General features: G+C 70.3%; 14 protein-coding genes and 1 pseudogene. 8 read left to right on the plus strand and 7 right to left on the minus strand.

The window, feature by feature from the left end:
* Window positions 1-62 precede the first annotated feature (62 nt).
* A complete protein-coding gene (locus DY240_RS17295; RefSeq protein ID WP_119661089.1) occupies window positions 63-1,487 on the plus strand; it encodes a glycoside hydrolase 5 family protein in 1,425 nt (474 codons plus the stop codon).
* Window positions 1,488-1,569: 82 nt separating this feature from the next.
* Here the strand turns inward: DY240_RS17295 and DY240_RS17300 are convergent, their stop codons facing one another.
* A complete protein-coding gene (locus DY240_RS17300; RefSeq protein ID WP_119661090.1) occupies window positions 1,570-3,459 on the minus strand; it encodes an ABC transporter ATP-binding protein in 1,890 nt (629 codons plus the stop codon).
* A gap of 80 nt (window positions 3,460-3,539) precedes the next feature.
* Between DY240_RS17300 and DY240_RS17305 the strand changes: the two genes are divergently transcribed.
* Window positions 3,540-3,965: a MarR family winged helix-turn-helix transcriptional regulator gene (locus DY240_RS17305; protein WP_199701664.1), complete on the plus strand. Its 426-nt coding sequence runs from the start codon at window positions 3,540-3,542 to the stop codon at window positions 3,963-3,965.
* A gap of 207 nt (window positions 3,966-4,172) precedes the next feature.
* Window positions 4,173-5,066: a phosphotransferase family protein gene (locus DY240_RS17310; protein WP_158602887.1), complete on the plus strand. Its 894-nt coding sequence runs from the start codon at window positions 4,173-4,175 to the stop codon at window positions 5,064-5,066.
* Between the two features lie 28 nt (window positions 5,067-5,094).
* Here the strand turns inward: DY240_RS17310 and DY240_RS17315 are convergent, their stop codons facing one another.
* The gene (locus DY240_RS17315) at window positions 5,095-5,508 is read right to left on the minus strand and encodes an NUDIX hydrolase (protein ID WP_119661092.1); all 414 of its coding nucleotides are present in this window, start codon (window positions 5,506-5,508) and stop codon (window positions 5,095-5,097) included.
* 78 nt (window positions 5,509-5,586) lie between these two features.
* On the minus strand, window positions 5,587-6,519 hold the full coding sequence (locus tag DY240_RS17320) for an aldo/keto reductase (RefSeq protein ID WP_119661093.1): 933 nt from the start codon (window positions 6,517-6,519) through the stop codon (window positions 5,587-5,589).
* Between the two features lie 131 nt (window positions 6,520-6,650).
* On the opposite strand from DY240_RS17320, the gene DY240_RS17325 reads away from it, so the two are divergent.
* Window positions 6,651-7,046 (plus strand): VOC family protein, encoded by a 396-nt coding sequence (locus DY240_RS17325; RefSeq protein WP_119661094.1) that lies wholly within the window; start codon window positions 6,651-6,653, stop codon window positions 7,044-7,046.
* On the opposite strand, the gene DY240_RS17330 is transcribed toward DY240_RS17325, so the two are convergent.
* Complete coding sequence (locus DY240_RS17330; RefSeq protein WP_199701669.1) at window positions 6,998-7,567, minus strand: helix-turn-helix domain-containing protein; 570 nt, start codon at window positions 7,565-7,567, stop codon at window positions 6,998-7,000. The two genes, DY240_RS17325 and DY240_RS17330, sit on opposite strands and share 49 nt — an antisense overlap.
* A gap of 315 nt (window positions 7,568-7,882) precedes the next feature.
* Window positions 7,883-8,125 (minus strand): hypothetical protein, encoded by a 243-nt coding sequence (locus DY240_RS32925; protein ID WP_147375371.1) that lies wholly within the window; start codon window positions 8,123-8,125, stop codon window positions 7,883-7,885.
* A gap of 98 nt (window positions 8,126-8,223) precedes the next feature.
* Here DY240_RS32925 and DY240_RS32080 point away from each other — a divergent pair, with 98 nt between their 5' ends.
* A complete protein-coding gene (locus DY240_RS32080) occupies window positions 8,224-8,388 on the plus strand; it encodes a hypothetical protein (protein ID WP_158602888.1) in 165 nt (54 codons plus the stop codon).
* Complete coding sequence (locus DY240_RS17340; protein ID WP_119661097.1) at window positions 8,388-8,789, plus strand: type II toxin-antitoxin system VapC family toxin; 402 nt, start codon at window positions 8,388-8,390, stop codon at window positions 8,787-8,789. Before DY240_RS32080 ends, DY240_RS17340 begins: the two co-directional genes overlap by 1 nt.
* A 26-nt stretch (window positions 8,790-8,815) precedes the next feature.
* On the opposite strand, the gene DY240_RS31410 is transcribed toward DY240_RS17340, so the two are convergent.
* The gene (locus tag DY240_RS31410; protein ID WP_147375372.1) at window positions 8,816-10,057 is read right to left on the minus strand and encodes a hypothetical protein; all 1,242 of its coding nucleotides are present in this window, start codon (window positions 10,055-10,057) and stop codon (window positions 8,816-8,818) included.
* A 251-nt stretch (window positions 10,058-10,308) separates the two neighbouring features.
* Between DY240_RS31410 and DY240_RS17345 the strand changes: the two are divergent.
* Window positions 10,309-10,503: pseudogene (locus DY240_RS17345) on the plus strand (site-specific integrase); the annotation flags it as partial.
* Window positions 10,504-10,529: 26 nt separating this feature from the next.
* Here the strand turns inward: DY240_RS17345 and DY240_RS17350 are convergent.
* A complete protein-coding gene (locus DY240_RS17350; protein ID WP_119661099.1) occupies window positions 10,530-11,699 on the minus strand; it encodes an acyl-CoA dehydrogenase family protein in 1,170 nt (389 codons plus the stop codon).
* Between the two features lie 112 nt (window positions 11,700-11,811).
* On the opposite strand from DY240_RS17350, the gene DY240_RS17355 reads away from it, so the two are divergent.
* Window positions 11,812-13,128, plus strand: a complete 1,317-nt coding sequence (locus DY240_RS17355; protein WP_119661106.1) for a UDP-glucose dehydrogenase family protein — start codon at window positions 11,812-11,814, stop codon at window positions 13,126-13,128.
* Window positions 13,129-13,234 lie beyond the last annotated feature (106 nt).

Consider the following 13,234-nt stretch of genomic DNA (forward strand, 5'->3'; position numbering starts at 1 on the left):
CGCAGAGCGGTATCGAACGGGCACAGACGATCCCGCGTCGTCGATCCACAGGGAGCCCGTTCGTGAGTCGCATCGCCCGGCTGGCCGCCGCGCTGGCCGTCCTCGTCGCCGCCGCGAGCCTGTCCGGCCCGCCCGCCTCGGCGGGTACCGCCCTGGCGGACTACCCGGACTACGCCGTCCAGCCGCTGCCGCGGATCGCCGCCGGCCCGGACGAGACGCTGGTGAACAGCGAGACCGGCGAGCAGTTCCGCCCGCGCGGCTTCAACTACGTGCGCCTGACGCCGATGCCGTCGAACCCGGCCAGTCCCTACCACTCGACGTTCGAGCCCGGCCAGTACGACAGCGCCCGGGCCGAGGCCGCGCTGCGCGAGCTCTGGCTGCGCGGCTACAACACGGTCCGGGTGTTCGTCGACCCGGGCGCGGGGCAGGACAACGCGATCGGCCGGCCGCACGGGCTGGGCCGCGGCAACAGCGACATGAGCCCGGCCGACGCCGCCTACCTCGACAACCTGGCCGACTTCGTCCGCCTCGCCGCCGCCTACGGCATCTACGTGCTGCCGTCGCTGGACGTGTTCCCGCAGAACGGCTATTACCGCGACATCATCGTGAACAGCCCGCAGCCGGTGAACATCGAGGGCCGGAACCGGTCGTTCATGTACGAGGGCTACATCCGGGCGAAGGAGGAGTACCTGCGCGTCTTCACCCGCGAGATGCGCGATCGGCTCGGCCCCTTCATGAGCACGTTCCTGGCGTTGCAGCTGGACAACGAGGCCTACCTCAAGAGCACCGAGGCGCCGTTCCACCGGTTCTCCGGGACGGTGACCGTGGCCGGCCGCAGCTACGACATGGCCATCGCCGCACAACGGCAGGCCGCCGCCGACAACGCGTTCATCGCCTACGCCGACCGCGGCGTGGCCGCCGTCAAGGCCGTCGACCCCGAGCTCATGGTGACCATGGGCGCGTTCACCAACCTGGCGGTCGAGGGCCGGACCTTCGACGGGCTGTCCGGCCGGTGCGCCGGCGGCGTGCAGTGCGTCGATCCGCGCTATCCGGTGCGGGTGTCGGCCGTCACCCGCGAGTCCGATCTGGACTTCTTCGACATCCACGTCTACCTCGCCACCGGCCAGACGCTGGCGGCGTCGCTCGGCTCGATGGAGTGGTCGCAGGTCGTCGGGCCGGTGATCAACGGCGAGTTCGGCACCCAGCGGCGCTGGTTCAGCAGCATCGAGGCCGCCCGCGACGCTCTGGTGAGGCATCAGATCGACACCTGCGACCTCGGCATCTCCGGCTGGCTGTACTGGACCTGGGACACCACCGAGGACGCGATCCAGCGGACGTTCGTCAACGCCGTGGAGTCCGGCGGCCTGGTCGCCACCGGGCTGTCGCCGAAGTACCGGCCCGATCCGTGCGAGCCGGCCTCCGGCCGGGTGCCGCCGCCCCTCGCGCCGTCGGTGCCGTCGCGCCCGCCCTCGCCCTGGGGTCGTTAGCCGATGGTCGCCGGGCCGCTCAGGGCGTCGCGGAGCCGGCGGACGCCCCGGTGCGCGTGGCGACGCCCTGCTGACGACGGGTTCAGGCGGCGGCCGGCGCCGGTGTCTCCTGCGAGCGGAACTGCGTCCGGTAGAGGTCGGCGTACGCGCCGCCGGCCGCCAGCAGCTCGTCGTGGGTGCCGCGCTCGACGATGCGGCCGTCGTCGACGACGAGGATCTGGTCGGCGTCGCGGACGGTGGACAACCGGTGCGCGATGACCAGCGACGTCCGGCCGGCCAACGCCGTCTCGAGCGCCCGCTGGACCGCGGCCTCGGACTCGGAGTCCAGGTGCGCCGTCGCCTCGTCCAGCACGACGATGCGGGGTGCCTTGAGCAGCAGCCGGGCGATGGCCAGTCGCTGCTTCTCGCCGCCGGAAAGCCGGTAGCCGCGCTCGCCGACCACGGTGTCGAGGCCATCGGGCAGCGACCGGACCAATGGAGCGATCTGCGCCGCCTCGAGCGCCGCCCAGATCTCGTCGTCGGTGGCGCCGGGCCGGGCGTAGCCGAGGTTGGCGCGCAGCGTGGTGTGGAACAGGTGCGCGTCCTGCGTGACGACGCCGATGGCGTCGCGCAGCGACTGCTGGGTGACGTCGCGGACGTCGTGGCCGCCGACCCGCACGGCGCCGCCGGTGACGTCGTACAGCCGGGAGACCAGGTGCGTCAGCGTGGACTTGCCGGCGCCGGACGGGCCGACCAGCGCGACCATCTCGCCCGGCCGCGCGGTGAACGTGACGTCGTGCAGCACCTGGCCGCCGGGGGTGTTCGGCAGGCCGGCGACGGACTCCAGCGAGGCGAGCGAGACGTCGGACGCGGCGGGGTAGCCGAAGTCGACGTGGTCGAACTCGACCTCCGCGGCGTCGGCCGGGAGTGGCGTGGCGTCCGGCGCGTCGCGGACCATCGGCTCCAGGTCGAGGACCTCGAGCACCCGCTCGAAGCTGACCAGCGTCGTCATGATGTCGACCTGGAGGTTCGACAGCGACGTGATGGGCCCGTACAGCCGGCCGAGGTACGCCGTCAGCGCGACGACGGTGCCGACGCCCAGGCTGCCGGCGATGGCGAGGACGCCACCGAGGCCGTAGACGAACGCCGTCGCCAGGGCGGCGAGCAGGCCGAGCGACGTCATGAGCACCCGTGAGTAGACGGCGGTGGTGACGCCGATGTCGCGGACCCGGGCGGCCCGCTCGTCGAACTCGGCGGACTCGGCCTCGGGCCGGCCGAAGATCTTGACCAGCAGCGCGCCGGCCACGTTGAACCGCTCGGTCATGGTCTGGCCCATGTCGGCGGTGAGCTCGTAGCGCTCGCGGGTGAGGTCGGCGAGCCTGCGGCCGACCAGCTTGGCGGGCAGCACGAACAGCGGCACGAGGACCAGTGCCGCGACCGTGATCTGCCACGAGAGCACGAACATCGCGGCCAGCACGGCCGCCGTCGTCGCGATGTTGCCGACCACCGTCGACAGCGTCGAGGTGAACGCCTGCTGGGCGCCCTGCACGTCGCCGTTGAGGCGGCTGACCAGCGCGCCGGTCTGGGTGCGGCTGAAGAAGGCGATGGGCATGCGCTGGACGTGGGCGAAGACCTGGCTGCGCAGGTCGTGCACCAGGCCCTGGCCGATGCGCGCGGAGACGTAGCGCTGCGTGAGCCCGACGGCCGCGGTGACGACGGCGAGCCCGGCGACCGCGAGCGCCAGGCCGATGACCAGGCCACGGTCGCCCTGCAGGACGCCCTCGTCGATGATCAGCTTGAACAGCAGCGGCTGGGCGGCCCCGAGCAGTGCATCGGCCAGGATCAGGCCGAGGAAGACGGCGAGCTGCTTCTTGTAGGGGCGGGCGAAGGTGAGGATGCGCCGGACGGTGCCGGGCGCGAGCTTGTGGGCGGTGACGGAGCGGTCCTTGACGAAGGATCGAGCGTTCCGGCCGCCGCGAGTGGAGTCATCCAAGGCGACCTCCAAGATGTCTGAGTAATACAGAGGTTACCTCTTTAAGAGGCTGGATCGCAAATCGGTGCTAGGGTGAGCGCGTGGAGAGGGAGTCCGCGGCGCGCATCGCCGACCTGCTGACCATGACGAACCGGCGGCTGCGCCGGCTGTCCGGGCCCGAGCTGGAGCGCACCGGTGTCACGCCGGGTCAGCTGCGGGTGCTGCGGCTGCTGTCCGCCGCCGGCTCGCCGCTGCGGGTGAGCGAACTGGCGCGGCGCCTCGACGTCATCCCGCGCTCGGCGACGTCCGTCGTCGACCTGCTCGAGGAGCGCGGCCTGGTCGAACGCCGTCCCGACCCCGACGACCGGCGGGCCACGCTGGTCGCGCTGACCCCGTCCGGCACGCAGGTCCTCCGGTCGCTGCGCGCGCACCGGGCCGCGGGTCTGGCCCAGCTGCTCGACCGCCTCACCGCCGACGAGCAGGCCGAGCTGGTCCGCCTGCTCACCGTCCTCACCGCCGACGACTGACGACGCCGGGCGCCCCTCTGCCGAGTTGATCATGGGGAAATCGGCCGTCCGATCGCCTCGGAGCCCCGATTCCGCCATGATCAACAGGCCCGGATCGCGGAGGCGCCGCCGAGAACGCGGGGGTGGGGGCTTGACGCGGCCGTTAGGGTGTTCTCCCTGGCTGCATGGTGCTGGAGGGGTGTCCCGATCGGCATCAGGAGGACCGTGGTGAACCCCGACCCAGCCGGCATCCCAGCCCCGACCCCGCGGCTCGACGCCGCACAGCTCGTCGACGCCCTGTTCCGCACCCACGGCATAGGCCTGGACCTCGTCGGCCGCGCGCCGGGAGGCGAGGTCGGCGCGGCGTTCGTGCGCTGGCCCGACGGCCGCGACGCCGTGCTCACCCGGGCCGGTGACGGCTCGGCGGAGTCCGCCGCGGCGTTGCGGGCCACCGCCGACGTGCTCGGCCTGGCGAGATCCAGGGGCGTCCCCGTCCCGCGGTACGACCTGATCGCCCCGGTCGACGGCGCGCACGCCGTGGTCCAGGAGCGCCTGCCGGGCGCCGTGCCGCACGTGGTCGACGCCCGGCTGGTCGAGCGCATGATCGCGGTCACGCGGACGTGGTCCGGGCTGCTCGCCGGCCGGGCGGACCTGGAGCCGCCGACGCTGCACCTCACCGAGAGCGGCCCCGGATTCTGCCTGCACGAGTCGCTGGACCGCTACGACGCCCGCACCCGCCGGCTGCTGGGTCAGGTCCGTGCCGTCGGCCGCGAGGTCGACGTACTGGCGGGCGACGACCTCGTGCACCTGGACTTCCATCCGGGCAACATCTTGGTCGACGCCGCCGGCCTGATCACCGGCGTCGTCGACTGGGACGGCTGGGGCCGCGGCGACCGCTGGTTCTCACTGGAGGTGCTGGCGTTCGACCTCGCCTGGCGCCGGGCGGACGTGTCCGTCCGCGACCTGCTGGACGAGCTGATCGCCGCCGCCGTCGACCCGTCGCGCCTGCGCGCCTATCGTGCGCACCTGAGCCTGCGCCAGGTCGACTGGGCCATCCGCCACCACGGCCCCGGCGAGGTCGATGCCTGGCTGGCGATCGTCGCGGACCGCCTGCGACCCTGACCCGCGTCGTCCGCGCTCGGCGGCGCGGTCAGACATCCAGTCCGGGCCGGATGCTGTCGAGCAGGTCGGCGGGCCGGCAGCGGTCGGCGATCTGCGCGACCGGCACCCACTCGGACGCGGTGTGCTCGGCGCTGAGGGTCACGGGCGTGCTCCACGGCACCTCGAGGCGGTACACCGCGACCTCCGACTCGTCGACGCGGACCGGCTCCGGCGTCGCGACGATCCCGGTCTCCTCCCGCAGCTCACGGGCCGCGCAGTCGGCGATCTTCTCGCCTGGCTGCCGGACGCCGCCGGGTGGCACCCAGGCCCAGTCGCCGTCGAGCGACTCGATGTCGGCCGGATGCAGCAGCAGGACGTGCGGCCCCTGCGGTCCTCGGCTGGTCACGACGATCGTGGCGACGGCCGGGCCGGTCTCGGGCGCCTCGGAGATCGGGTCGGTCATGGCGGACAAGTGTGACGCATGACGTGGCCGGATGCGCGCGGAACGCCCGGATGTCGCGTCGGTGTGCCCGATCGGCGGTCAGCCGGTCGTCACTCGCGCGGTCCAGCGGGCCGGATCGACCAGCTCCGGCGAGCCGGCCGGAAGGCGCTGCGTCACCTGCTCACACTTGTCGGCGCTCAGCGGCGGCAGGGCGCATTCCCCGGCCACCTCGAGCAGCTGCTCCGCCGACCGGACGCCGACCACCGCGGCGTCGATCCACGGCTGTCCGAGGACGTAGCCGAGGCAGAGACCGGCGGTCGTCCGGCCGAGATCGCCTGCCAAGGCGGTCAGCGACGTCCGGACGACCGCCGCGTCCGGGTGCCCGCCGACCGGCCAGGTCGACGGGTCCGGGCGCAGCAGGATTCCCTGGAGGAAACTCGAGCGCGCCACGACGGTGACGTCCGGCCGGGCGGCGAGCGCCGCCTGCACCTCGCCGGCCAGCCAGCGCCGGTCGAGCAGGTTGAACGGCAGCTGGACGTAGCCCAGACCGGGCACCGCCAGCGCCGCCAGCAGCTCGTCCGGCGCGGCGACGGAGGCGCCCCACTGGCTCAGTAGGCCTCTCTCCTGCGCGGACCGCAGCGCCGCGGCCGCCGCGCCGCCGGCCCGGTGCAGGTCCCGCGCGCGATGCAGCAGGACGGTGTCGACCCGGCCGGCGCGGAGGGCGGTGAGCGACACCGCCAGGCTGCCCGTGACCGCCGCCGCGAGGCCGGCCGCGACGTCATCGTCGGTGAGCGGCCTGATCTTGGTCACCACCGGCAGCGCGGCTCCGGCCCCGGAGGCCCGCGCCCGGCCGATCGCCGCCTCGCTCCCGCCGTAGGCACGCGCGGTGTCGACGGCCGCACAACCGAGCCGCGTCGCCAGCGTCAGCAGCCGCCGCACCTCGGCGTCGGACGGCGCCGGCCTGCCGCTGCGCCCGTAGGGCTGCCCGATCTGCGCCGCGCCGAGCACGAGACGGGGCGCCCGAGTCGTCACCGGCTCAGGCTGACGTCGCGCGTCGTTTCATGTCAACCGCGGGTTCGGTGCCGCTGTCGCGTTCGTTCAAGACACGCGACGACGCGACGGGAAGGCTGCGGAGCGTCACCAGGCGCTCCGAGAGGAATCTGATGCAGCTCCGTTACACGATCCTGTACGTCGACGACGTGGCCGCCGCCGTCGACTTCTTCACCACCGCGTTCGGACTCGAGGCCGGCTTCGTCCACGACAGCGGCGACTACGGCGAACTCGCCACCGGCGCGACCAAGCTCGCGTTCTCATCGACAGCGCTGATGAGAGAACTCGGCAAGCAGCCGCAGGCTCCTTCGATCACCGCGCCGACGTTCGAGATCGCCTTCGAGACCGACGATGTCCCGGCGGCGTTTCAACGCGCTGTGGACGCGGGAGCCATCGTGGTGCAGCCCGTTCGTGACGAGCCGTGGGGCCAGACGACGTCCTACGTGAGCGATCCGAACGGCTACCTCATCGAGATCTGCTCGCCGGTCCAGTTGCCCAGTCCCGGCTGAGCGATCGCGCGAAGCGTCGGCGGCGACCTCCTGAGCTCTGCAGGTGTTCGTCCGAACCAGCGGATGCTCTCGCGGGTCAGGTGGGCCTGGTCGCTGAAGCCGCACACGACGGCGACCTCACTCAGCGGCAACCGGAACGGCAGGGCCAGTGCTGCCCGCCGGGCCCGCGACAGCATCCGCCAGAAGCCCGGAGGCGGAAGACCCGCCGCCGCGAAGCGGCGCTGAAGGCCGCGTCGGCTCACCCCCACATGCGTCGCGGCCCGCGCCACGCTGCTACACGACCCCAAGGCGTCGATGGCCTCGTCGATGTCCCGGTCCGCAACGGCGTCGCCGTCGATGATCTCGCCTGCCCGGGCAGGCTCGGCCTCGATGCGGGCGAGCACCTCCGGCGAGACCTGCGTGCCGGGACGGAGCCGATACCCCGTCACTCGAGTCCCGTTCGCGAGTCCGACGACCCGAAGGCCCGCATCCCAGTCCGTCAACGCCACGAACCTGCCGCCGACCGACTCGACGACCAGCACATCACGGCAACCGTCAGGGAGAACCTCGACCACACGTGGTGCGGGAAAGTCCTCGGACCACCGGACGTAACGGCCATCGCTCATGCCGCCACCAGCATGGGCCCAATCTATTCCGGCCGCGGCTCAGCTTCGCGCGGAGCAGGGGGACGTCAGAAGGCGACATTATCCTTGAGCAGCTGTCGTGCCATGACCATGCGCTGGATCTGGTTGGTGCCCTCGTAGATCTGGGGGGTCTCAGCAGCGTTTTGCCTGGTGGCGCTGACCTGGGCGAATGGGCGCTGACCTGCAAGAACCTTCTCTACAGCTCTCGTCGGATCATAACCGTTTCCGACGTGCCACGGCCCACACATGGCCCGATCTTGGTCGTGTGGCGGTGGGCTCGCGGCCCAGTTGTCGAGTCAGGCCGGTCGTCAGCTCCTGGCCGAGGATGCCGCTTGCGCCGCGAGGCAAGCGTCGGGTGCGCTCGGTGAGGTCGTCGAGCAGCTGGCGCGGCTCGGGGAAGTGTCCGGACGGCTGGTCGATGCGCAGAAGGCGTTCACCGACCTGGAGCGTCTGCACCGGGCGTCCATCGAAAGGCCGGGATCCGCAGCACGTAGCAGTCGAGTGTATAAGTGCAGCTAGGAGGCGTGCGAATGAGTGTCCGCTATCATGGGGGCATGACGGTTCCGGCGTTTAGCGATCCGGCCATTGTGGTCACCGCGACGCCTGCCGACCCCGAGCGGGAACGTGCGGAGTGGCGGGCGTGGTGGTCCACCCTGCCCGCGGTCGAGCGGGACCAGCCCGCGGCTGACGTGCTCGCCGAGATCCGCGACGAAGACTAGTGCCGCAGCGCTATGTCCTCGATGCCTCTGCCGGTATCGAGATCCTCAATCGCACGCCTTCTGGCCTGGCGCTGACCGCGCACACGTTCCGGCCCGGTGCTGAGGAATGGACCGTGGATCACTTCTACGTCGAGGTCGCCAAGGTGATCCGCCGTGACGTGCTCCGCGGCGTACTCACCGACACTCGTGCGGGCGCGCTCGTCGACGGCCTGGTCCGCTGGCCTCTGTCGGTTACCCAGTCCGCCCCACTGCTGCGCGACGCCTGGACGATGCGACACAACATCACCATCCACGACGGCCTCTACGTCGCCCTCGCCCGCCACCTCGGCGCCACCCTCGTCACCGCAGACCAGAAGCTCGCCAACGCGCCGGGCCTGAACGTCCCGGTCGTGGCGCCCTGAATGCTGGCGTCTGATCGGCCGACGGGCTAGTCCAGATCCACCTTAACCGTCCGACTATCTCCGAGCTGCCAAGCGTCCTCGTCCATAGGTTCCTCTTCGAATACAACGGCTTCTGCTGCGAGCGGGAGCGACACAGACCACTCTCCGCGGCTAGGGGCACCGAGATCTGCTTGGGCGCTGGCACGCAGGATCTCCCGGCCTCGCGCTTTCGCTGAGTAAAGTACATTCCCCTCGAACACTACGGCGGTCCCATTAATTTCCCAAGATTGTCCCCGTCGACGAGTCTCCTTTACTTCGATGACGGGCCGACCATCGTCGGCCTTCGCCTCGGTTCCCTCCAGGTAGTAACCAGCGAGACGTTCATAGAACTGGATAACTTGCGTGGCGAAGGAAGCATTGGGATTGTGCCTTTCTATGCGCGCCCTAAACCTCTCGTCGAGTACATGGCCGTACTCTGCGTGGCGAGGTAGGCGATAGCTCGCAAACTCCTGGCACAGCAGGTCGATCGATTCGTTATCGGTGATCGGCTTGGGGCTGCCCATCTGCGCCACGCCGTATGTACCTCGGTGCAGTATCTTGCCCTTCAGTCTCTCGAGACGGCGGGTCCAGGCTGGGCGTTGTATTACCTCGGCGAGCAGAATCGATCGAATAAGCGCTGTGTCGCAGGAGTGGACTGCGGATCTCTGGGCCGCGTATCTCCAGAGGTCCGGCCCTAGATCGTTGCGCGCTCGGTCGTAGAGCGCGTCCTCAGGACGTTGAGTGGTAACAAGGTTTCGGAGGAACGCAGCAAGGATCGCTGCTAGTGCACCCGTCCACAGTGCCGTCACCGTGTCCTCCTGGTTTGGGATCAAATCATTCCAGGCGGAGCGCGTTTTTATGGCAAGATACGTCGCAGCGATGAGGAACGCGCACGTGATCGCATTGAAGAAAATCAAGTTCATCCATGCCGAGGAATGTTCACGTCGACTGAGTAGGCTGGTAATCGCACGGAAATTGGTTAATAGAAGATGCGCTCCGACAGTTATAGCTGCCGCCCCGGACGCTGAAGCGTCGATGCGTCCTGCGGTTACTGTCACAAAGACGATCGTCACGTATACGGGGACCAGTCGGAACGCCAAGTAGCGAACCAGGCTCGTGCTGAGGAAGTTGTCGACGGCGTCCGTCATAGTGACATAGCTTTCTGGCCACTGATTTCGAACTGCAGAATAAAAAACGTAAAGGAATAGCGCTCCAGCAATTCCGATGCCTACGGTTTCCACCTGCATCACGCCTCTATCCGACGAAGAAGTGCTCTGGCGGAGGGACGGTAGCGGCCCCCCAGGACTCAACTACGGACGTGGGATCCGTAGGGGGCGGTGCGCTCAGTCTGAGGTGTCGTCCTCATAGCTGCCGGTCGTTGGCTGGAGCGGAGCGGGTAAAGGGTCGGCGGAGCCGATCACGTAGTGACGCCGAAGGCGCCATTGACGCGTGGAGCGGAGGCCAAAGGATGGCCGCTATGAGGGGGACGCCGACCAACGGTGACTTCTACGCCTCGACGTTGCTCGCCCGCGGAGTGTCGATCAAGGAGCTGGCCGAGTACCTGGGGCACGCCGACGCCGGCTTCACGTTGCGGACGTACACCCACCTCGTTCCGTCCAGCCACGAGCGGGCGCGGCAGGCCGTCGATGCCGTGTTCGGATCCGAAACTGACGGCCCAGAGACGGCCCGATCATGAAAACCGGCCCTATGCGCGCCCTCGGACTAGAAGCTCACAACCCCTTTGAGCAGCTGTCTTGCCATGACCATGCGCTGGATCTGGTTGGTGCCCTCGTAGATCTGCGTGATCTTCGCGTCGCGCATCATGCGCTCGACGGGGTAGTCGCGGGTGTAGCCGTACCCGCCGAACAGCTGCACCGCGTCGGTCGTCACCTGCATGGCGACGTCGGAAGCGAAGCACTTGGCGGCGGCGCCCAGGAAGCTCAACGACGGCTCGTCGCGCTCCGAGGCGGCTGCCGCACGGTAGACCATCTGGCGGGCCGCTTCGACCTTCATCGCCATGTCGGCGAGCATGAACTGGACGCCCTGGAAGTCGGCGATGGGACGGCCGAACTGCTGGCGCTCCTGCACGTAGACGGTGGCAGCGGCGACGGCGCCGGCGGCGATGCCGACCGCCTGGGCGCCGATGGTGACCCGCGTGTGGTCGAGCGTGCGCAGCGCGATCTTCAGCCCCTGCCCGAGGTCGCCGACCACGCGATCGGACGGAATCCAGCAGTTTTCGAAGAGCAGCTCGCGCGTCGGTGAGCCCTTGATGCCGAGCTTGCGCTCCGGCGCGCCGTAGGAGAACCCCTCGTCGCCGTCCTCGACGACGAAGGCGGTGATGCCGCGGGATCCGGCGTCGGGATCGGTGACCGCCATGACGGTGTAGTACCTCGAGACACCGGCGTTGGTGATCCACGACTTCTGCCCCGACAGCCGCCAGCCGTCGCCGTCGGGGACGGCGCGGGTCTTCATGGACGCGGTGTCGGAGCCGGCCTCGCGCTCGGACAGGCCGTAGGAGAACATCGCCTCGCCGGCCGCGACCGGCGGGAGGTACCGCGACTTCACCGACGACGAGCCGGCCAGCAGCAGCGGCATCGTGCCCAGCTTGTTGACGGCGGGAATGAGCGACGACGACGCGCAGGCGCGGGCGACCTCCTCGATGACGATGCAGGTGGCCAACGCGTCGGCGCCGGCACCGCCGTACTCGTCGGGGATGTGCGGCGCGTGGAAGTCGGCCGAGCGGAGGGCGTCGTACGAGGCCTGCGGGAACGCGCCGGTCTCGTCGGCCTCGGTGGCGTGCGGCGCCACCTTGTCGGTGCACAGCTCGCGCACCGCGGACCGGATCGCCTCGTGCTCGTCGCTGAGCCGGTACAGGTCGAAGTCGGCATCCATTCTCCGATGCTACTCGCCAGTAAGGTCGTTGACGCAAGTGCGGCATGGCGGCCCGGCGCGACGACTTGTACTGTCGACCGCGACGAACCGGCGACAACGGGTGGGGTTGATCGTGTCCTTGCGTATCTCCGTCATCGGCAACGGCTATCTGGGTGCCGTCCACGCCGTCGGCATGGCCGAGCTCGGCTACACCGTCGTCGGCATCGACGTCGACGCGGACAAGGTGGCGGCGCTCTCCCGCGGCGAAGCACCCATCTACGAGCCGGGGCTGGACGATCTGCTGGCCAAGCACCTGAGCACCGGACGCCTGACGTTCACCACCGACTTCGCCGCGGCCGCCGGCGCCGACGTCCACTTCGTCTGCGTCGGCACACCGCAGCGCCGCGACGGCCTGGCCGCCGACATGCGCTACGTCGAGGCGGCGATCGACTCCCTCGCGCCGCACCTCGACAGCGAGTGCCTGGTGGTCGGGAAGTCGACGGTCCCGGTCGGCACGGCCACGGCGCTGGCGGACCGGCTGGCCAAGACGGCGCCCGTCGGGGCGGGCGCGCAGCTGGCCTGGAACCCCGAGTTCCTGCGCGAGGGATTCGCCGTCGAGGACACCCTGCGCCCCGACCGCCTGGTCTTCGGCGTGACGTCGGGTGAGGCCGAGCGGGCGCTGCGCGAGGTCTACGCGCAGGCCATCGCCGCCGACACGCCGGTGATCGTCACCGACCTCGCGACCGCAGAGCTGGTGAAGGTGTCCGCGAACGCGTTCCTCGCCACGAAGATCTCCTTCATCAACGCCATGGCCGAGATCGCCGAGGTCGCCGGCGCCGACGTCACCAAGCTGGCCGACGCCCTCGGGCACGACGCCCGCATCGGCCGCAAGTTCCTCAACGCCGGTATCGGCTTCGGCGGCGGCTGCCTGCCCAAGGACATCCGCGCGTTCATGGCGCGCGCCGGCGAGCTGGGCGCGTCGCAGTCGCTGGCGTTCCTCGCCGAGATCGACGCCATCAACCTGCGGCGCCGCCAGTACGTCGTCGACCTCACCCGCGACCTCGTCGGCGGCAGCGTCGCCAACAAGCGCATCGCGGTGCTCGGCGCGGCGTTCAAGCCGCAGTCAGACGACGTCCGCGACTCGCCCGCGCTGAACATCGCCGGCCAGTTGCACCTGCAGGGCGCCCGGGTGTCGGTGTACGACCCCAAGGCCATGGACAACGCCCGCAAGGTCTTCCCGACCCTGCCGTACGCCGAATCGGCCCTCGAAGCGTGCCGCGACGCCAGCGTCGTCCTGCACCTCACCGAGTGGCAGGAGTTCCGCGAGCTCGACCCCGCGGAGCTGGCCGGCATCGTCGAGACCCCGGTCGTGGTCGACGGGCGCAACTGCCTCGACGCCGACGCGTGGCGGGCCGCCGGCTGGACCTACCGCGGCCTCGGCCGCCCCTGACCTCGGCCCGTTCCCGGCTGCGCGCCGCCGCTGACGACCCGTGCCGCCGCTGACGACCCGTGCCGCCGCTGACGACCCGCGCCGCCGCGGGCGACCCGCGCCGCCG

Source organism: Jiangella rhizosphaerae (assembly GCF_003579925.1).
GTDB classification, from domain to species: Bacteria; Actinomycetota; Actinomycetes; order Jiangellales; family Jiangellaceae; genus Jiangella; species Jiangella rhizosphaerae.

What these genes read in the sequence shown, in the direction of transcription:
- DY240_RS32080 (WP_158602888.1), top strand. Translation starts at nt 8,224, where the DNA reads ATGACGGTTCCGGCGTTTAGCGATCCGGCCATTGTGGTCACCGCGACG.
- DY240_RS17315 (WP_119661092.1), bottom strand. Translation starts at nt 5,508, where the DNA reads ATGACCGACCCGATCTCCGAGGCGCCCGAGACCGGCCCGGCCGTCGCC.
- DY240_RS17325 (WP_119661094.1), top strand. Translation starts at nt 6,651, where the DNA reads ATGCAGCTCCGTTACACGATCCTGTACGTCGACGACGTGGCCGCCGCC.
- DY240_RS17350 (WP_119661099.1), bottom strand. Translation starts at nt 11,699, where the DNA reads ATGGATGCCGACTTCGACCTGTACCGGCTCAGCGACGAGCACGAGGCG.